17 protein-coding genes are annotated in these 20870 nt (G+C 54.9%); all 17 read right to left on the bottom strand.

Annotated features, from left to right (window positions below; all coding sequences use genetic code 11):
• Positions 1–71: 71 nt before the first annotated feature.
• The 17 genes from VN24_RS18000 to recJ all read right to left on the bottom strand — a co-directional run bounded on the left by VN24_RS18000 (position 72) and on the right by recJ (position 20819).
• Positions 72–1109: a flavin-containing monooxygenase gene (locus VN24_RS18000; RefSeq protein ID WP_045671535.1), complete on the bottom strand. Its 1038-nt coding sequence runs from the start codon at positions 1107–1109 to the stop codon at positions 72–74.
• Between the two features lie 15 nt (positions 1110–1124).
• Entirely contained in the window at positions 1125–2078 is a 954-nt protein-coding gene (locus VN24_RS17995; RefSeq protein ID WP_045671534.1) for a cation diffusion facilitator family transporter, read from the bottom strand.
• Positions 2079–2545: 467 nt separating this feature from the next.
• Positions 2546–3937: a hemolysin family protein gene (locus VN24_RS17990; protein WP_082084239.1), complete on the bottom strand. Its 1392-nt coding sequence runs from the start codon at positions 3935–3937 to the stop codon at positions 2546–2548.
• A 293-nt stretch (positions 3938–4230) separates the two neighbouring features.
• Positions 4231–5586, bottom strand: coding sequence for an Nramp family divalent metal transporter (locus tag VN24_RS17985; RefSeq protein WP_045671533.1), 1356 nt, complete (start codon positions 5584–5586; stop codon positions 4231–4233).
• A 240-nt stretch (positions 5587–5826) separates the two neighbouring features.
• Complete coding sequence (locus tag VN24_RS17980) at positions 5827–7149, bottom strand: replication-associated recombination protein A (RefSeq protein WP_045671532.1); 1323 nt, start codon at positions 7147–7149, stop codon at positions 5827–5829.
• 73 nt (positions 7150–7222) lie between these two features.
• A complete protein-coding gene (gene add, locus VN24_RS17975; RefSeq protein ID WP_045671531.1) occupies positions 7223–8248 on the bottom strand; it encodes an adenosine deaminase in 1026 nt (341 codons plus the stop codon).
• Between the two features lie 279 nt (positions 8249–8527).
• The gene (locus tag VN24_RS17970) at positions 8528–9283 is read right to left on the bottom strand and encodes a tRNA threonylcarbamoyladenosine dehydratase (protein ID WP_045671530.1); all 756 of its coding nucleotides are present in this window, start codon (positions 9281–9283) and stop codon (positions 8528–8530) included.
• Positions 9284–9415: 132 nt separating this feature from the next.
• A complete protein-coding gene (gene aspS, locus VN24_RS17965; protein ID WP_193790076.1) occupies positions 9416–11245 on the bottom strand; it encodes an aspartate--tRNA ligase in 1830 nt (609 codons plus the stop codon).
• Between the two features lie 291 nt (positions 11246–11536).
• Entirely contained in the window at positions 11537–12790 is a 1254-nt protein-coding gene (hisS, locus tag VN24_RS17960) for a histidine--tRNA ligase (RefSeq protein WP_045671528.1), read from the bottom strand.
• A 106-nt stretch (positions 12791–12896) separates the two neighbouring features.
• Entirely contained in the window at positions 12897–13160 is a 264-nt protein-coding gene (locus tag VN24_RS27455) for a hypothetical protein (RefSeq protein WP_148505270.1), read from the bottom strand.
• 408 nt (positions 13161–13568) lie between these two features.
• On the bottom strand, positions 13569–13715 hold the full coding sequence (locus VN24_RS27720) for a hypothetical protein (protein ID WP_158453684.1): 147 nt from the start codon (positions 13713–13715) through the stop codon (positions 13569–13571).
• Positions 13716–13792: 77 nt separating this feature from the next.
• A complete protein-coding gene (locus VN24_RS17950; RefSeq protein ID WP_045671526.1) occupies positions 13793–14257 on the bottom strand; it encodes a hypothetical protein in 465 nt (154 codons plus the stop codon).
• Between the two features lie 76 nt (positions 14258–14333).
• Complete coding sequence (locus tag VN24_RS27715) at positions 14334–14474, bottom strand: hypothetical protein (RefSeq protein WP_158453683.1); 141 nt, start codon at positions 14472–14474, stop codon at positions 14334–14336.
• 217 nt (positions 14475–14691) lie between these two features.
• A complete protein-coding gene (gene dtd / locus VN24_RS17945; RefSeq protein WP_045671525.1) occupies positions 14692–15135 on the bottom strand; it encodes a D-aminoacyl-tRNA deacylase in 444 nt (147 codons plus the stop codon).
• A 208-nt stretch (positions 15136–15343) separates the two neighbouring features.
• Positions 15344–17524 (bottom strand): RelA/SpoT family protein, encoded by a 2181-nt coding sequence (locus VN24_RS17940; RefSeq protein ID WP_045671524.1) that lies wholly within the window; start codon positions 17522–17524, stop codon positions 15344–15346.
• A gap of 358 nt (positions 17525–17882) precedes the next feature.
• Complete coding sequence (locus tag VN24_RS17935) at positions 17883–18395, bottom strand: adenine phosphoribosyltransferase (protein ID WP_045673432.1); 513 nt, start codon at positions 18393–18395, stop codon at positions 17883–17885.
• 12 nt (positions 18396–18407) lie between these two features.
• Positions 18408–20819 carry a single-stranded-DNA-specific exonuclease RecJ gene (recJ, locus tag VN24_RS17930; RefSeq protein ID WP_045671523.1) on the bottom strand — a complete coding sequence of 804 codons (2412 nt, stop codon included), beginning with the start codon at positions 20817–20819 and terminating at the stop codon, positions 18408–18410.
• Between the last annotated feature and the right edge of the window lie 51 nt (positions 20820–20870).

Raw genomic sequence — 20870 nt, 5'->3', positions numbered from 1 at the left:
TTTGTTTACTTTTTGCCGACATCTGCTCGAAACCATCCATTCAATTCCCAGATAATAGCTGGGGCGTTTTTTTAAATTAGACGATTTACGATAAATTCTGCGTCTTGGCCGACACCGCCAATAAGTGCTGAACCTCTTCGGTATTGCCATGGCAAACCGACAAAATAGATGCCCGAAACCGGACTGATTCCTCTTTCATGAATCGGCTTTCCTTGTCCGTTGATAACGCCGGGTATTTGGATCCAGCTGTAATCGGAATGAAAACCGGTCGCCCACACGATATTTTGAACTTGAAGCAAGGAATTGTCCTCAAACATGATCGAATCGCCTGTCACGGCTTTTGTTCTGGCTTTCAGTTGTATGTTGCCCTCACGAATCATGTTCTTCAGATCAAAGCCGAATATGGGATCCGGTTGCCGGCTTATGAATTTGCCCATTGCAGAATTAAGGTTTGCTTTCATAACGCCTAACTCACGAAACCACCAAAAAATACTTTTGCCCAAAAGCATCAACGGCATATATTTTATTGTGTGCCCTACCGACAAATAAACGTCTCTGTCTTGGGCTAACTCAACGGCAATCTGCGCGCCTGAATTTCCTGCTCCGATCACGAGCACCGAACCATCTTGAAGGTCAGCTTCATTTCGGTAATGAGCGGTATGGATCTGCTTGATTCCCTTTGGCAAACCGGCTGAAATAGAAGGGATGTACGGCTTTTGAAACGGACCTGTGGCGATAATGACCTTTTTGGATTCATACCGACCTTGATTCGTTTCAACAAGAAACCGATTCGCCGTTTTCTTTAACGATAATACTTCCGTATCGTAATGAATCGGCAATGCAAATTGTTCGGCATATGTTTTAAGGTATTCAGCGATTTCATTCTTTGCCGCATAACTGCCTGGTTCGCCGTTTAAGGGCATTCCGGGCATGGAACTGTAAAACCTTGGGGTGAAAAGAACCAAACTGTCATAGCGGTTTCTCCACACCTCTCCGGCTTCGCTTCCTTTATCCAAAAGTACGAACGATACCCCTTTTTTCATTAAATAATATCCCGCGGCAAGTCCGGCTTGCCCCGACCCGATAACAATGACGTCGTAACGCTTCATCACAGCTTCCCCCGACTATATCTTCGTCTGCTCGTGGCGGATCGTTGAATTTTCAACTTGAATTGTGCAATGGTCGATATGATAGTCGTGTTTCATAAGCTGCAATGCCTTTTGCAATACTTCTTGGCAATCATATCCGTCTTCAACAAGCACGTGGCAGCTCATCGAATCCAGTCCGGAAGTGATCGTCCAAATGTGCAAGTCATGCACGTTCTTCACGCCTTCAATGCCTTCCAATGCCCGTTTCACTTTGGTTTGATCAATGGAGCCGGGCGTACCCTCCATCAGGATATGGACGGTATTCGTAATGATTCCCCAAGCGCTTTTCAAAATCAGAAGAGCCACAAGAACGGAGATAATCGGGTCTGCCGCATACCAGTCAAAGAAGTACATGCAAAGTCCGGCTGCGATTGCGCCTACCGAACCCAATGCGTCACCTAAAACGTGAATATAAGCACTCTTCATATTCACGTTGTTTTTAACATCGCCTTTCAGCATAAGGAACCAGGCGCTTGCCAGATTCGCGGCCAAACCGATTAGAGCGATGAGCATCATCGAGCCGCCGGCTACAACAGGCGGTTCAAAAAATCGTTCATAAGCTTCCAAGATTATAAAACCGGCAATAAAAAACAGCGCAATGCCGTTGAACAGAGCGGCCAATATTTCAAAACGGTAATAGCCGAACGTTCTCCGAGGTGATGCCGGCTTCGACGCAAACCAAAACGCAACCAGGCTTAATACAAGCGCAGCGGCATCGCTTAGCATATGCCCGCTGTCCGAGAGCAAGGCAAGACTGTTTGTAACGAGTCCTCCAACAAACTCCAACAGCATAATGCCGAGCGTGATCGCAAGGGCGATTTTCAGTCCTTTTTTGTTGCCTTCCTTGGATAAATCATGGTGGTGATGATGATTGTGATGATGATGGTGTGAATGGTCATGACCTTGGTTGTCGTGGCTGTGGCTGTGCATGCAGATCACTCCTATTGGCGGCATTGGCAGACGGCTTGTTATAATGGCGAATAACGTCGTTATCGTCGCTATGATACATTATGATTGTCCTTATCGTCCCTGTTTAAATATATCATCTTTATAAGTGCTACGTTTGGTAACTGCTGCAGTTTCTCGTTTTTATATATGAGCATATGTTCATATATAATGTAATCTCGAACCTCCTTTAATGTCAAGGTTTTTCCAAAATAATTGCTTGCTGCCGTTGCTCTCTACTTTTTTGTTTCCCTTGTTCTTTCATGTTTGTGGTTTTTGCTCTATTCCATCAGCTCTTGATGCATTTGTTGTATGTCGCTTTTGCTCTGTAAATGTTGCGCTTGCCGCAACGATGAGCGCTGTGCGATGCGAAGGACTGGAGATGGAATTCCATCTCCAGCCGCTCTTGTTCCTCACAACCAAAAGGCCGGGGCGAAAGCCCCGGCCTACCATTATCCCATGCCGACCTGCAGGTCGGCTTCCGCCTCCGGCAACTCGTTTACCGCTGCAGCCTTTTTGTGGAGCGTGATGCGTGAAATGCGCAGGTGATCCGTTTCTTCGATAATGAACTCGACATCTTCGGAATAGGTCACGCGCTGGTTGCGCGTCGGCGGAATTTCGATCTTGGAATACATCCAGCCGCCGATCGTATCGTAATCGTCCGTATCGATATCGAGACCGAAGAAACTGTTCACTTCTTCAATCAGCATCAGTCCGCTGAGCGAATAGGTGCTCTCATCCCTTTTCTCGATATCCGGCCGTTCCTCATCGAATTCGTCCTGGATTTCGCCGACGATTTCTTCCATAATGTCCTCCAGTGTCACAAGGCCGGAAGTGCCGCCGTACTCATCGATCAGCAGGGCGATCTGCGTTTTCTTCTTCTGCATCAGCTTCAGCAGCGTGCTGATCTGCATCGATTCCGGCACGGTCGTTATCGGACGCATTACCTGACGGATGTCGGTTGGGGCCGGAACGGTCGTTTTCAGCAAATCTTTAATATGCACGAAGCCGATAATATTGTCTTTATCGTTCTCGTAAACCGGGTAACGCGTATGCATTTCCCGCAGCGCGATTTCTTGGTTTTGTTCAAACGGAACGTTGGTCGAGAGGCAGATCATCTCCGTACGGGGGATCATAATCTCGCGGGCGTGCGTTTCGACGAACTCAAAAATATTGTCCATCAGCGTCATTTCGACTTTGTCGATCAGACCGCTTTTATGGCTTTCTTTCATCAAGATGCGAATTTCATCCTCGGTATGCGCCGAGACGTGCTCCGAAGCCGGTTCGATCCCGACACGCTTCAGCAGCCAGTTCGCCATTCCATTTAAAACCCAGATGAACGGATACATGATTTTGTGAAAGTAGACGAGCGGCGCAGCGGTCCACAGCGTTACGGTCTCCGATTGGCGGATGGCTAATGTCTTCGGCGCGAGTTCTCCCAATACGATATGCAAAATGGTCATAAAGGAGAATGCGATGACAAACGAGACGGTATGCACAACCACTCCATCGAGCCCTATTGCGTGAAACCATGGTTCCAGAACGTTTGCGATGGCGGGTTCCCCAACCCAGCCGAGACCAAGAGACGCAAGCGTGATTCCCAGTTGGCAGGCGGACAGATAAGCATCCAAGTGCCCCGTTACATGCGAAGCGAATCGGGCACGCGAATGTCCTTCCGAAACAAGCGTATCAATCCGGCTTCCCCGGACTTTGACCATGGCAAATTCAGCTGCAACAAAAAAACCGTTCAAAAATACTAACACAATAATCAAAAGCGCACTGAGCCATAATGGTAAAGGGTCACTCAACAATTTCCCCGTCTTCCGCCCCGGCCGGGCCGGCATCGGCAAAAGACAGGCACACCTCCCTAAATGATTTATAAAAAAAGATTATAAGATAAGAGTATTCCAATTCGGGCCGTCCCGTCAATGCGGCCCCGGCAGCCGCTTTCGCCTTATGGGGCGGTAAACGGTCAATTTTCAGATTATTGTTAAGTTTATTACGTCTTGTTGCATGAATATGCTTCTTTTACGCTCGACTGCGCGTTTTTGCGCAAAAAAAGACCTCGCCCTCATCATTAACCGGAGGCGAAGTCCTATGAAACCCATTCTACTTTCGAAAAGCGGGAAAATGCAGATTAGAACCAATTGTTTACCGTTTGGTAAAGCAGATAAAAATTCAGTACTGCAATGACAAAGGCGATGGACCAGGATAAAATTTTCAGCCACGGCCGGTTTGCGAACCGCCCCATCTTCGCCTTGTCGCCCGTAAATTTCACAAGCGGAATAACGGCAAACGATAATTGAAGCGACAATATAACCTGGCTTAATATGAGCAGATCGGTTGCTCCCTGCTCACCTGAGACCGCCGTGACGATCACAGCGGGAATGACGGCGATAAGCCGGGTAACGAGCCTTCGCAGCCAGCCCGGCATGCGAATGTTCAGGAAGCCTTCCATCACGATTTGTCCCGCCAGCGTGCCGGTCAGCGTCGAGTTTTGCCCCGAAGCGAGCAGCGCGACGCCGAACAGGATGCTGGCCGCGGCTCCGCCGAGCAGCGGCGAAAGCAGGTGGTACGCATCGCCGATTTCAGCGATATCGGTATGACCCGACGTATGAAATACCGCTCCGGCCACGATCAGGATGGCGGCGTTAATGAACAAGGCCATAAACAGCGCCACGGAGGAATCGATCGCAGCAAAGCGGATCGCCTCTTTTTTCCCTGCATCAGACGTGTCGAAGCTGCGGGTTTGCACGATAGATGAGTGCAGGTACAGGTTGTGGGGCATGACGGTCGCCCCGAGAATCCCGACCGCAATATAAAGCATTTCCGGATTTTGAATGATTTCGGCGCTCGGAACAAATCCGCCCAGCACATCGGAGACGACCGGCTGCGCCCACACAAGCTCAATCAGAAAGCACAGTCCAATCGTGCCGATCAGCGTAATGACGAGTGCTTCCAGGTAACGGAAACCTTTGTTTTGCAGCAGCAGCACGATCAGCACATCGAAGGCGGTCAAAATAACTCCCCACAGCATCGGAATGCCAAACAGCAGGTTGAGCGCGATTGCCGTTCCGATTAATTCCGCCAAATCGCAGGCGGCAATCGCCAATTCGCAAAGCAGCCATAAAACGAATGAGACCGGCTTGCTGTAATGATCCCGGCACGCTTGCGCCAAATCCCGGCCCGTAACAATGCCGAGCTTGCCGGCCAGCGCCTGCAGCACCATCGCCATCAGATTGGAGAGCAGGACGACAGACAACAGCGTATAACCGAACATCGATCCCCCGGCAATGCCTGTCGCCCAGTTCCCGGGGTCCATATAACCGACGGCAACCAGATAGCCCGGACCCATAAAGGCAAGCAATTTGCGAAACCATGAACCGCGGCGCGGTATGCCAAGCGAACGATGCGATTCGGCGAGTGAAGGCTCCATGCCGCTGCGTCTCCAACCTTTTTCCGGCGATTTCAATACGACCGTTTTGTCTGCCATCTTTAATCCTCCTACTTCTTTTGACATCGTGCATTAAAATTGCGCCGGGGAAACTTTAAGTAAAAAAGGAGACCGTGCCCTGCAAACAGCATATGCAGGCGCCTCCGATCATTCCCATTCATGAACGTATTCCGCTTTATTTACAGCCATTTCAATTGTACTACTCCAATAGTTTTTGTCAAAGGCAAATATCATGAAAAAGAAGTCATTTCGCTCTCAAACCTGGTCTTTATTGTACCGTTAAGACTCCGAATGTCGCTTGTTTTTTCTCCGTTCCTGATTGATGCGGATTTTGTCCTCCGTGCCTTGAGCGGTCGCCTGATAAAACGTTTCGCCCGCCAGCCGGTCCGGCAAGTACTGCTGCTCGACATAATGCCCCGGAAAATTGTGCGGATACAAATATCCGGTATGACCGAGCTTCTCTGCGCCCTTGTAATGGGCATCGCGCAGATGCAGCGGAACATCGGAGGCGCCGGCTCTGTCCATCGCCTGCTGGACGCGGGACAGCGCCATCGCTGTGGCGTTGGACTTCGGACTCTCGACCGCAAACAAAATCGCCTGCGCGATATTGTATTTGGCCTCGGGCCAGCCGATCTTATGATAGGCGTCCATCGCCGTCACCGCCTGCACCATCGCCTGAACGTTCGCCAGGCCGATATCTTCGCTGCACGCCACGATAAGCCGCCGCAGGAAAACCACCGGGTCCATGCCGAGCTTCTCCACCGCGTACATGAACCAGTACAGCGCGGCATCGCTGGAGCCGCGGATGCTCTTGTGAAACGCCGACAGCACATCGTACTGCGTCGATTCGTCGGCGCGAATCGCCTTGTTGCGAATTGATTCCTGAGCGACCTCAAGCGTAAGACGAACGGAGCCGTCGGGTTCGGACGGCGTCGTAACGGCGGCAAGCTCGAGCGCGTTCAACGCCCGGCGGATATCGCCTCCGGCCATGGCCGCGATATGCTCCAGCGCGTCCTCGTCCGCACGGATATCCATAAACCCGAGCCCGCGGCCGGAATCGGCGAGCGCGCGCCGCATCGCCTCGAGCGCGTGCCGCTTGTCGAGCGCATGCAGCTGAAAAAGCGTGGAGCGGGACAGAAGGGCGCCGTTGACGGAATGGAACGGATTTTCCGTCGTCGCTCCGATAAAAACGATTATGCCCTGCTCCACCGCCGGCAGCAGCGCGTCCTGCCGCGAGGAGTTGAAGCGGTGCACCTCGTCGAGAAACAAAATCGTCTTGCGGCCGTAAAGCGACTTGCTCGTCTTGGCGCGTTCGATGACGTCGCGCACATCTTTGACGGAAGCGTCAACCGCGTTCAGCCTGACAAAATCCCCGTCCGTGCTAAGGGATATAATATGCGCCAGCGTCGTTTTGCCGCAGCCCGGAGGGCCGTAGAGCAGGATGGACGATACCTGGTCGCTCTCGATCGCCCGCCGCAGCAGCTTCCCGGGGCCGACGATATCCTCCTGCCCGATATATTCGTCCAGCGTCTGCGGCCGCATCCGGTCGGCAAGCAGCCTGTGCTGCGGCCGTTCCGCTTCCTGGTAACTGAATAAATCCATTGATTCGCACAACCTTTTGCCATAGGGTAAGCAAATTGTATCACACTGGACATATGCGTACAAACGTTCGCTTTTATATGCCGAGCTTTTCCCATTCCTCCTGGAACTTCCGCAGCAGCTGCGGCTTCAGTTCAGGCTCGACGAAAGCGGCCTCAATCGCCCGAACGGCGACTTTTTTAAAGTCGGCAGCTTTAAATTGAAAACGGTGGGACAGCAAATTGTACTCCTTCGTCAAATCGGTATCGGAAACGGTGCGGTTGTCCGTATTGACCGTGACGCCGATCCCTCTGTTCAAATACAGGCGGATCGGATGCTTCTCGAAGGAATCGACGGCCTTCGTCTGCACGTTGCTGGTCACGCACATTTCCAGCGGAACGTTCCGCTCGCGAAGCAGCTGGGCAACCTCGGCATCCTCATACAGGCGGACGCCGTGGCCGATCCGCCGCGCATGCAGCCGTTCGACGGCGGTGCGGATATTATTCGCCCCTCCCGCTTCTCCGGCATGGATCGTGACCGGAATGCCAAGCTCATCGGCAAGCTGGAACACGCTCTCGTGCAGCTCCGGCGGATAATTCGCTTCATCGCCGGCCAAGTCGACGCCGACGACGCCTTTGCTTAAGAATTGGGCCGCGGCGCGGACCGCTTCCATGTTCAGCTCCACGGAATGATGACGCATGCAGATCACGATCATCCGCACGATAATATCGGCGTTTTTCTCGGCAGCCGCAAGGCCCGCGCCTACGCTCGCAATGACTTCTGCCGCTGTCATGCCCTGCCGGGTATGGAGATGGGGAGCAAATCGGACTTCCATATATTTTACATTTTCATAAGCGGCGTCTTCCGCCAATTCCCGTGCGATACGTTCCAGCGCATACGGGGTTTGCATGCACTGCAGCGGCAGCTCAAACCGTTTCAAATATTCGACGAGACTGGTGCACGACGGCGGCACTCTCATCCAGGAGGTCAGTTCGTCCAGACTGTCTGCGGACAGCTCGATGCCTTCGCGTTCGGAGATTTCCGCTACCGTCTGCGGTCTTACACAGCCGTCCAGGTGGCAGTGCAGTTCAATCTTGGGCAGGCGATTAATCCATTCGTTCATCGTGTTCGGCCTCCTGACAGAAAGTTATTAGCATGATGGTAAACCTCACGGTTCATCAGGTCAATACGGTTTGTCAAAAAATGCTTTTTCGTTATAGAAAAATGCCGCCCGGCCGCGCAAGAGTTATTTTCTCTTTCGGCGGCCAAACGGCAGCGATATTTCTAAAGTGCCACGCACGGGCAAGGTTGAACTGCGGCAGGGATTCGACTTCAGGCAAGCGGCCGGACGCGTATAATAGGCGACAAGCAGTTGCTTGTACACCGATTGACGGTCACTCCGTTAGACGGTCACTCCGCCTTTGGCCAGCAAATCCCGCACGACGACGCTGACCATAATGAGGCCCGCGACCGGTGGCACGAAAGCGTTGCTCGCCGGCGGATGCTGCGCCTTGCGGATTCCCGGCGCATTCTCCGGCACGATCCGCTGCGTTACGTCGAGGCGCGGCTTCTTCGGCTCCTCGGCCGAAAAGACAACCTTTACCCCTTTGCGGATGCCTTCCTTGCGCAGGCGCTGGCGGACGACGCGGGCGATCGGATCCGTATGCGTTTTGGAAATGTCGACCACTTCAAACTTCGTCGGATCCATTTTGTTCGCCGCCCCCATACTGGAAATAATGGGAATGCCCCGCTCCAGACACTGCTTGATCAGATGGATCTTGTACGAAATCGTATCCGAAGCGTCGACGACGTAATCGAGCGGATACTCGAACAGCTTCTCGTACGTCTCTTCCGTGTAGAACATCCGCAGGCTGACGGCGTCGCAATCGGGATTGATCAGTTTGATCCGATCGCGCATCAGGTCGGCTTTCGGCTCTCCGACCGTCGTTGTAAGCGCGTGTATTTGACGGTTCACGTTCGTAATATCGACGACGTCCTTGTCAATCAGGACGATTCGTCCGACGCCCGTACGGGCGAGCGCTTCCGCAGCGATCGAACCGACTCCGCCGATGCCAAGCACGGCGACGGTGCTTCCCTTCATAATGTCCAGTCCTTCCGGACCGATCGCCAGCTCCGTACGGGAGAATTGGTGCAGCATAAACGGCAAGCCTCCTTCCTTAAAATCGTTGCGTTAGTCGCACATCAGGTTATCGTCTGTTACAAGCCGCGGCAGATGCGGGGCGGCGGACCGTCGCCCCCTCATCTATTGCCGGCTTAATCTCTGCAGACGTTATTTCGCAGGAGCCGTTTCCGTGCCGCTTTGTGCCTGCGGTGCGGCAGGGGCAGGCTTCGAGCCCGGCTTCGGCACAGTGCGGATATGAAGCTGCTCCAGCTGCGACGCCTCGACCAGAGAAGGAGCGTCGGTAAGCAGATCGGTCGCGCTTGCCGTCTTCGGAAACGCAATCGTCTCCCGCAAGTTCGTGCGGCCGGCCAGCAGCATGACAAGGCGGTCGAAACCGAACGCGATGCCACCGTGCGGAGGCGTGCCGTATTCGAACGCGTCGAGCAGGAAGCCGAACTTCTCATGCGCCTCTTCCGGTGTAAAACCGAGCGCTGCGAACATTTTCTCCTGGACTTCGCGTTTGTAGATCCGCATCGAGCCTCCGCCGACTTCGTAGCCGTTCAGCACAAGATCGTACGCTTGGGCGCGAATTTCGCCCGGGTTGCTGTCGAACAGGTGCAGATCTTCTTCGTTCGGACGGGTGAACGGATGATGTTCCGCGACGTAACGCTTCGCTTCCTCATCCCAGCCGAGCAGCGGGAAGTCGACGACCCAGGCGAATTTGAACACGGAATCATCGATCAGACCCAGATCGCGTCCAAGCTTGGAGCGCAGGTTGCCGAGCACGTCGGCGACGACTTTTTTCTTGTCGGCGGAGAAGGTGAGCAGGTCGCCGTCTTCGACGTTCAGCCGCTCGGTAAGCGCCGCGATTTCCTCCGGCTTCAGGAACTTGACGATCGGCCCGCGCCATTCGCCGTCCTTCACCGTAATCCATGCCAGCCCTTTGCCGCCGTAGCGGGCCGCGAACGGCTGCAGGTCGTCGAGCTCCTTGCGGCTCCAGCTTGCGCAGCCTTTGGCGTTCAGTGCTTTGACCACGCCGCCGCTCGCTGCCACGTTGGCGAACACTTTGACGTCGCTTGCCGATACGATATCGGTAATGTCTTCGATTTCAAGGCCAAAGCGCAGATCCGGCTTGTCGGAGCCGTATTTGTTCATGGCGTCGGCATACGTAATGCGCTGGAACGGCGTTTGCAGCTCCACCCCTACCGTTTCCTTCAGCAGCTTGGCCGTCAAATCTTCCATCATGCCGAGCAGCTGGTCCTGCGACAGGAAGGAAGTCTCAATGTCCACCTGGGTGAACTCGGGCTGACGGTCGGCGCGCAGGTCCTCGTCGCGGAAGCAGCGGGCGATTTGATAATAACGCTCCAGACCGCCGACCATAAGCAGCTGCTTGAAAATTTGCGGCGACTGCGGCAGCGCGAAAAACTCTTCCGGGTGAACGCGGCTCGGCACCAAATAATCGCGGGCGCCTTCCGGCGTGCTTTTCGTCAAAATCGGCGTTTCCACTTCAATAAAGCCTTCGCCGTCCAAATAGTCGCGGAACAGTTTGGCCGCTTTCGAGCGGAGCAGCAGCGTCTTCTGCATTTCCGGGCGGCGCAAATCGAGGTAACGGTATTTCAACCGCAGCGATTCGTCGACCTCGACGCCGTCTTCGATCGGGAACGGAGGCGTTTTGGCCGCGTTCATAATTTCGATTTCTTGTACGCGCACTTCAATTTCGCCGGTTGGCAGGTTCGGGTTGAACGTTTCCGGATCGCGCTGCACGACCGTTCCCTTTACAGCCAGCACGTATTCGTTGCGCGCACGGTCGGCGACCTCCAGCGCATCGCCGGAGAAGTCCGGGTTAAAGACGATCTGCACGATGCCTGTCCGGTCGCGCAGGTCAATGAACAATACGCCCCCCAGGTCGCGCCGGCGCTGCACCCAGCCGTTCAAAGTTACCGTTTGTCCCACGTCGGCTTTCGTCAGCCGCCCGCATTGATGGGTTTTTAACATCATCGTTTCCATCCCCTTAATAATTTGTGGTAAAGCGCGGTGAAGTAAGCCGCTGCGCGGCCGATTCGGGTCTCTTGAATCGCTTCCGTCCCCGGATTCCTCGATTCAATAAATCCTTAAGAAGGTTAGAATCCGGGGACATAAGCGAACGCTGCCGCTTCTCCGACTCCAAACCGGCCGCTCCGCTCTTTTTTTTCACCGACTTCAAAGTTGTGGCACATAAGCAAAAATGCAAGAAAACATCATTAGCAGCCGAATTTGTACTTGTCAAACAATCGATGTTCGCTTGAACAATCAGCGCCGGCTTACTATTTCATTCGCGAGCGCAGCGAGCGGAACCATGCGCTGCTCGCCTGTGGACATATCCTTAAGGGCGATTTCGCCGGCCGCCAGCTCGTCGTCGCCGAGAATGGCCGTAAACCGCGCCTTGAAGCGGTCGGCCGATTTCATTTGGGCTTTCATTTTGCGTCCTAAATAGTCCCGTTCCGCCGACAGTCCCGCCAGCCGCAGCTGGAACAGCAAGGACGGTATTTCCCGCTCGGCAGCTTCACCCAGCGCTACGACATAGACATCAAGGGCAGCGAGCCCTTCCGGATTCGCTTCCTGGTGCTCCAGGATGAGAAGCGTCCTCTCCAGTCCGAGGCCGAGGCCTACGCCCGGCTGATCCGGTCCGCCGATATCGGCGACAAGTCCGTTGTAACGTCCGCCCCCGCCGATCGTATCGATGGCTCCGATTCCTTCCGCCTTAAATTCGAATGCGGTATGGGTGTAGTAATCGAGACCGCGCACCAGCCGCGGATTAACCTCGAACGGGATGCCCATCCCTGTCAAGTAACCGCGCACCTTATCGAAATGTTCGCGGCACTCGTCATCCAGGCTGTCCAGAATGGACGGCGCCCCCTCAAAGTGCGCCTGATCCGTCTTGCAGTCCAGCACGCGCAGCGGGTTGCGGTCCATCCGCGATTGGCAGTCTTTGCAGAGCTGGCTGCGCTTCGGCTCCAGAAATTCGAGCAGCCGCTGACGGAAGACGGCCCGCACCTGAGGCGTCCCGACGGAATTGATTTCGACGCGCACGCCCTTTAATCCCGCTTCCGTATAAAACGTATACCCAAGCGCGATCACTTCCGCATCAAGCGCCGGATCGACGGACCCGAGCGCCTCAACGCCGAATTGGTGGAACTGGCGGTAGCGCCCCGCCTGCTGCCGCTCATACCGGAACATCGGCCCGATATAATACAATTTCGTTAAATCCGGCTCGCCGTAAAGCTTGTTCTCGACGTATGCGCGCACCGCGCCTGCCGTCCCTTCCGGCCGCAGCGTAATGCTGCGGTTCCCCCGGTCGGTGAAGGTGTACATCTCTTTTTCCACAATGTCGGTCGTTTCGCCTACACCGCGCTGGAACAGCTCGGTCGATTCAAAGATCGGCGTCCTGATCTCGCGGAAATTGAATCTGCGGCACACATCGCGCGCGATTCCTTCGACATACTGCCACTGGTCCACCGTTCCGGGCAGCAAATCCTGCGTTCCCGGCGGTTTTTGAAAAGCCATTGTAACCCCTCCTGTTTCTTCACCGCATCACGGCACCAACCAAGCTAAAATAAACCTGCAAGCCTTTATATGTGCCGATCCGTTTCGAATTCGGGCCTCAGCCAAGTCAGGCAGCCCAGCCGATCGTTTGGCCAAGCAAAAAAGCCCTCGTCTCTGACGACAAAACGCCGCCAGGGACGAGAGCTCGGTTCTCCCGTGGTGCCACCCCGATTCCGGTACCCGCTTCCGGCGTGAGACCGGAGTTGCGATATACCGCTTCCAAACGGTTAACGCCCGTTACACGCATTCGTCTACTGCGTCTTCCGCTCGCCTTGCGCTGCGGCATCGGTTCGACGAATGTTCTCCGGGATGTCCTTCGTCCCACTACCATAAGGACGCTTCCAGCCTAAAGGCGTCCCTCTCTGAGTACGTATGTGGCGATTACTCGTTCCCATCATTGAAAGTTTATGAACAGTTACATTTTTATATTTTACCTAACACCGCCGGGTAAAGTCAAGCAGCGAAAGAGACAGCAGGACCGAATGAAAAAAGCCGCTTCATTGCTTACTCCAAACGGGTAAGCGCCAAAATTGTCATAATCCTGGGCAACGGCTCGGCTATTTTACCCTTCCGGTTCATCCAAAAAAGAAATAACCTGCGGCGAATCGCCGCAGGTTCAAAAGTAGATTATATTAAAAAGGGGGTCGAGTCTTATTATAGGCTGACGATGTTAAAGAACTATGTTAATCAAGTTACAGTTTCATTACAAAAATTAAAGCGCTTTATTTTGGTCTTCAACCTATAGAGATGCGTGCTGCGCAGCCGGCGCTGCGCCGAACAGCTTTTCCAACGCTTCAATTTTCGCTTCGGTATAGTGAAGAAAAGTAGCCGACATTTTCCAAGCTGCCGAGAATGTTTTTTTGCCGGTACACCGGTGCTGCGTCATTTCCGAAGCCCGTTTGAACGAACGCGTATGAACCGTGAGCGATGTAGATGCTCACTTCACCGCGAAGGCTGTACAAGTCAGGAATGGCCGCCAGCTGCCGTTCCACGATTTCTTCCATCAACGCGATTTTTTCTTCGCTTATCAGGTAATCCTCCCGCAGTTCCCGCCTGGTAGGCAGCCGGATCCGCTCCTCTGCACATCCGTTCGTGAAGCAGCTTCGTCGGACTAATGCCGGTTAATATGCCCCAAGGCTGAACGAGTCCGGTATGTTGCTGCAGCACATCAAGCAATACGCGTGACAGCGATTGCTTCAGCACCTTGCGGTGCTCATCTTCCGGCACAGCCGCCGTATAAACGCGACGTTGCCGGGAATGCAAAGACGCTCCCGTCGATAGAATATTCTTCTGCGCGGAAGCTTCAAGGCTGATCTGTTGTTCCTCAACCGGCCCCAGCTCTGCGGTCAGCGCAATCGCGATATCCGCCTCTCCGGGCAAGGGCCCGTCCGAAAATGTAACGTTGACGTCTTCGAAAAATAACGGCACGATATGCGACAGCGTCCGCTAAAAGGAGGAATCCGCCGCCTGAATGTGCACATGTATGAAAATGTAACTCCTTTATTTATCCTTCCGCCTGCTCCCGCCTCGGAACCATCGTTCCGACAAACCAATCGCACTCGGCTTCCATCTCATTGTCGAGCTCCGCCAGCAGCATCGCTTCCCGCCGTTCCGGCTGCAAAAGCGCCCGACTCGCTTTTTCCATGCCTTGCTCCTTATATCCTTGCCTCACCCGGTCCCAATCTCCTTTATTCAGCACCACCGTCGCAGCAGGCGTGTTAAAGGGCGCTGTCATTTAATAAAGGTTATTGTTGCCCGGGCCGCCGTTCTCTATAACCGCAGTGTACAGTCAGCGGTACGGCATTGACCTTGCGTTACGATCTGCCGTCCCGAACATTCTGCAGTCAGCAGCGGAGCATCCGTTATTCCTTGCTGTCGACGATCAGCGTGATCGGTCCCCAGTTCACAAGAGAAACGTCCATCATCGCGCCGAAGCGGCCGGTTTCGACGGTTAGCCCGGCGCTTCGAAGCTGTGCGTTGAATTCGTCGTACAGCTTCTGCGCATATTCCGGGCGGGCTGCCGCGATGAAGCTCGGACGCCTTCCTTTGCGGCAGTCGCCGTAGAGCGTAAATTGCGATACGGACAGAACGGCGCCGCCTGCTTCCCGGATCGACAGATTCATCTTGCCGTCGCCGTCTTCAAAAATGCGCAGGCCGGCGATTTTGTCCGCCATCCAGCGGATGTCGCGTTCCGTATCATCATGCGTAATGCCGACAAGCAGCACGAGTCCCGATTCGATCTCGCCTACCGTCTCGCCGCCCACGGTTACGGACGCCTGCTTGCTTCTTTGAACGACTACTCTCAAGCTTTCTTTCCTTCCCTTCCTCTTTGGAAGTGCGGCGAAAAACGGAGCGGAGCGGCTGGTTCGGAGTCGGAGAAACGGAGTGGTCGCCTTTGTAGCCGGATCGTAACCCTTATAGAGTTACATAATAAAAACGATCCGGCTACAACAACGATCGGAGACCCGAATCAGCCGCGCAGCGATATTCCGTTTCCGCACACTTCCATTCTTCTCACTGCATAATGCGCTGCACCGAGTAAATGTCTTTCAAACGTTTGATCTTCTCGACGACCGACTGCAGGTGGTCGACATTGCGAATGAGTATGGTCATATGAATGATGACCATTTTGTTTTTGCCGGTGCGGCCGGTAACGGCGGAAATGTTCGTTTTGCTCTCCGATACCGCCTGCAGCACTTCGTTCAGCAATCCACGGTGGTCGTGGCCCGTCACTTCGATGTCGACGCTGTAGTTGGAATCGGCCGAATCTTCCCATTCCACTTCGATCAGGCGGTCCGCTTCCTCGCCCTCCATCTCGATCGGAAGGTTGGGACAATCTTTCCGGTGAATGGATACGCCGCGTCCGCGCGTAATGTAGCCGACGATTTCGTCGCCCGGAACAGGATAACAGCAGCGGGCGAACCGGACGAGCAGGTTGTCGATCCCCTTCACGGAAACGCCGCCCGTAGCCGGCTTTTTCTTCGGACCCGGCGTTTTCATTTCCTTCGGTTCGTTCGTCAGCTCGATCAGGTTCGCTTCTTCCGCTTCCCTGCGCATCTTCTCCGTCATTTTGCTGCAAACCTGGGCAGCCGTAATGCCTCCGAATCCGATCGCGGACATCATATCTTCGATATCGGTGAAGGTGAACTTGGTCGCCGCTTCTTGAAGCTTGTCTTCGGTCATCCAGACCGATGTCTCCAGACCGAGCCGTTTCAGCTCGCGTTCGAGCATTTCGCGTCCCTTTGCAACATTTTCCTCGCGCTTCTCGCGCTTGAACCATTGTTTGATTTTGGAGCGCGCATGCGACGATTGGGCGATTTTGATCCAGTCCTGGCTTGGGCCGTAGGAATGCTTCGACGTCAAAATCTCCACGATGTCCCCGGTCTTCAGCTTTTGGTCCAGCGGCACAATCCGTCCGTTCACCTTCGCGCCGATCGTCCGGTTGCCGACTTCCGTATGAATCCGGTACGCGAAGTCCAGCGACACGGAGCCGGCAGGCAGCTCGATCACTTCCCCTTTGGGCGTAAAAACGAACACGAGGTCGGAGAAAAAGTCCATTTTGAGCGATTCCATAAACTCCGAGGCGTCCTCGGCTTCATGCTGAAGCTCCAAGATTTCGCGGAACCAGGTCATCTTATCTTCGAAATTTCCGCCCGGAGTCGGCATGCCTTCTTTGTACGCCCAGTGGGCGGCGATCCCGTATTCGCTTGTGCGGTGCATTTCCCACGTGCGGATTTGCACTTCCGTCGGCTCGCCGTTCGGACCGATGACGGTCGTATGCAGCGACTGGTACATATTCGCCTTCGGCATGGCGATATAGTCTTTGAACCGTCCCGGCATCGGCTTCCACAATGTATGAATAATGCCGAGCGTGGCGTAGCAGTCCTTAATGTTGTCCACGATAATCCGGATTGCCATCAAATCGTAGATTTCGCTGAACTGCTTGTTGCGCATCGACATTTTGCGGTAAATACTGTAAATATGCTTCGGACGGCCGGAAATATCGCCGTCGATGCCCATTTCTTCCAACTTCTCGCTAATGCGGCCGACAACTGTGGAAATGTATGCTTCGCGCTCGACCCGCTTTTTTTTCATCAAATTGGCAATGCGATAATACTGTTGGGGATTCAGATAGCGCAGCGCGATATCTTCCATCTCCCATTTAATCGCCGAAATGCCGAGCCGGTGCGCAATCGGGCAAAAAATTTCGAGCGTTTCGTAAGCGATCCGCCGCTGCGCTTCCTCCGACTGAAATTTGAGCGTACGCATATTATGAAGACGGTCCGCCAGCTTGATCAGAATGACGCGGATATCCTGCGCCATGGCGACGAACATTTTACGGTAATTCTCGTTTTGCTGCTCTTCCTTCGAGCGAAAGCGGATTTTCTCCAGCTTGGTTAAGCCGTCGACCAGCATGGCGCACGTCTCCCCGAACCGCGCCCTCACCTCGGCCAGATCCACGGTCGTGTCTTCCACAACGTCGTGCAGCAGCGCGGCGATAATCGACGTGACGTCCATTTGCATATTGACCAGAATGTCCGCGACTGCGATCGGATGTAAAATATACGGCTCGCCGGATTTGCGCACTTGCCCGTGATGAGCCTGCTCGGCAAATTCGTATGCGACGCGCACCCGCTGCAGATCCTGATCTTTCATATATGTCGACGCTTTTTCGAGTAGCTGCTCTATGCCCATGAAACGTCCCTTTCCCGCGAAAATGTCTTTATTCGACTAGTTACGCAATTCCGATTAGTCCTGTTTTTTTGGTTTATCTCATATTATGCCTTTTGTGTAGCCGCTACGTCAACTAGCAAAGCGGTCCGATCGGACCATTCCGGTTCGAGATAATAGCGAAAGTTCGACTTTGTTCGACAAAAACCGTCCGCAGGGTTGCGAATACTCGCAAATTTTCATTCAACTTCGCTTTTCGCGCTAGCGGTCGATACGATTTAAATGCAAAAAAGCCCCTTTTCCCAAACAGGGCAAAGAGGCTTCCCACATTGATTTAGGCGGCTGTCGTCCGCTCAGCTGCGGCGCAGCAGCCGCAGGCATTTTAATACTTGATTAACGAAAATACATCGACATCGCCCAGCTTCTCGCGGCCGTTCAAGTCTTCAAGCTCGATCAAAAATGCGGCGCCGGCCACCTCGCCGCCAAGCTGGCGGATCAGATTGATCGTTGTGGCGATCGTGCCGCCGGTGGCGAGCAAGTCGTCGGCGATGAGCACTTTCTGGCCCGGAGCGATCGCATCCTTGTGCATGGCGAGACAGTCATTGCCGTATTCCAGAGCGTATTTCGCTTCGATCGTTTCTCCCGGCAGCTTGCCGCTTTTGCGAATCGGCACAAAACCGACACCGAGCGCCAGCGCCAGCGGCGCGCCGACAACAAAGCCGCGGGCCTCCGGTCCTGCGATCAGATCGATTTCTTTATTTTTCACCGCTTCTTTCAGCGCTTCAATAGCCGCCCCATACGCTTTGCCGTGCTTCAACAGCGTCGTAATGTCCTTGAAAAGGATTCCGGGCTGGGGAAAATCCGGGATCTCCCGGATGTAATCCTTGAAATTGATATCCATATTTGATCAGTTCCTTTCGGTTAAATGAAGTTGTTTACGCATCCAACGGGCGAGCTCTTCCAGCGGCGCCTGCAGCACGGCCGCTTCCTCCGTCCTTTGCCGCCAGTCGCGGTACAGAGCGGATTCGTCAAGCTCGCGCTTCCGGGGCGATGCCGCCGGGGCGATTGCCCCTCCGAGCCTTGTTACCAATTCCAATTCCTTAAAGACGCCCAGCATCATCTCTACCGCCTCTTTTGGCCAGCCTGTTTGAGAAGCAAGCCGATCCGGTGCGATTGCCGCCGGAATTTCCCCGGCACGCCTCAGCAGCTGATAAACGGCGCCGAAATGTTCACGCTGCGGAAAACCTGCCGGACCGGCGGTGCGGTACATCGCGTGCACCGCTTCCAAATTCGGGCACCGGCTTAAAAATGCGGCCAGCCGTTCGATCGCTGGCGGGCGGCCGATAAGCGCCAGCTCGCGGCAATCGGACAAGTCGGCAGGCAGCGCCTCATATGTATAAAAGCCCGCTATGCTGCCGGTCTCATCCGCATGCTTCTTTGAATCGCCCAACTGAAGCGCGGATGCCGTTTCCGGCAACCCGCCCTCGTCTCCTACAACGTACAGCTGCGATCCGCCGGCGGCAGCATCATCCGCGATGCGGCGCAAGCTCGCAAGCGGTTCCGTTTCGTTGCGCCTGTCATAAACAAGCAGCTCCGATACGCGCAGATCCCGGAGCAGGAGCTGCGGCTTGCGGCGTCCGTTCCATTCGTTCACGGACAGCTCGCCGATCACATCGGCGCTCTCAGCCGCTTCCAGCCGCCCGGCTACCCAGCCAAGCCCAAAGCCGATCGCATCCAGATCCGCTCCTTGAACGCCGCCAAGCAGCAGCTTCAAATGGTTCCGTTCCTTCCCGATGACCCTTCGTTCCGCCAATCTGGCGCCGTTGATCAGCAGTCTTGGAGCCGGATTGGCGCTTCCGAACGGCTCCAGCTGCGACAGCTGCCCGATCGTCTCCAGCGTCGCTTCCGAAAGTGCGCATTCGAGATCGATCAACGTCTTTGGTATTAGGTCTTCGGCCTTAAGCACCCGAGCTGCACAAGCGCACAACGTTTGTTCGAACTCGGGCAGACGGTCGCGGTGAAGGCTCATCCCTGCAGCGGCCTGGTGGCCGCCAAAGTGGTCCATCAAGCCGGCGCATTCCGTTAAGGCGGCATACATGTCGAATCCGTCAATCGAGCGGGCGGAGCCTTTGCACATCCCGGTCTGGGCATCAATGCCCAAGATTACCGCCGGTTTATAATGGCGCTCCAGCAGCTTGGAGGCGACGATGCCGATGACGCCCGGGTTCCAGCCTTCCGCAGCCAACACGATGACGCCCGGTTCCGGGAGCCCTTCATCGATACACTGCCGTTTGCGGACTTGCCACAGCTCTTCCGCTTCCTTTGTCATCTCATCGACGATATGCTGACGTTCCCGGTTCAGCAGGTCGAGCACGGCTGCCGAATTCCCGGCCTGTTCGGCGTCCTCGGTCGTTAACAAAACGACCGCTTCCGAGGCGTGCTTCAGCCGCCCCGCCGCATTAATGCGCGGCGCCATAAAGAAGGCCACGTCCGAAGCGGAAACGGAGCCGAGCGATACATCGGCGGCTTCTGCCAGCGCACGCAGCCCGGTTCTGGAGCCGCTGCGCATCGTCTCCAGTCCGCAGCGGACGAGAATACGGTTCTCGCCGGTCAGCGGCATCAAATCCGCGATTGTGCCGAGCGCCGCGATGTCCGCCAGTTCCAGCGGCGGGCGCCCCAGAAGCGCGTGCGCCAGCTTGAAGGCGACGCCTGCGCCTGCCAGCCCTTTGAACGGATACGGGCAGCCAGGCTGTTTCGGGTTTACAAGCGCCAGCGGCTGCGGCAGCACGGCAGGCGGCTCGTGGTGGTCCGTCACGATGACGTCCATGCCGAGCTGCTGCGCATATTCCACCTCCCGGGCGGCGCTGACTCCGGTATCGACGGTAACGAGCAGTGTAATCCCCGCTTCCGCGGAGCGGAGTATCGCGTCGTTATTGAGTCCGTACCCTTCCCTTGTGCGATGCGGAATGTAATAATCGGCATCGATGCCGAGCCGGCGGAACACGTGCAGCAGAAGCGCTGTCGAAGATACGCCGTCGGCATCATAATCGCCGTAGATGCGGACCTTTTCCCCGCTTTGAGCCGCTTGACGAATACGGGCTGCCGCCTGTTCCATTCCGAGCAAGAGCATCGGATCATGCATGTCTTCCGCTCCCGCACTCAGAAACCACTGCGCTTTCGCCGGGTCTTCATACCCCCTTTGAACGAGCAGGCGGGCGACAAGAGGCGGCAGTTTCAGCTCCCGGCCAAGATGGGCTGCCTGCTGCTCGCCGGCTGCATCCAACCCTTTGACAAGCCAGCGGGTTTTGGATTTAATCACGGCGTTTATCACCACCCTTTCGCAAAAAACGCTGCTGCACCGGCAGCAGCG

Source organism: Paenibacillus beijingensis (assembly GCF_000961095.1).
Lineage (GTDB): Bacteria > Bacillota > Bacilli > Paenibacillales > Paenibacillaceae > Paenibacillus_O > Paenibacillus_O beijingensis.
This window is presented reverse-complemented; position numbering and strand designations above follow the sequence as displayed.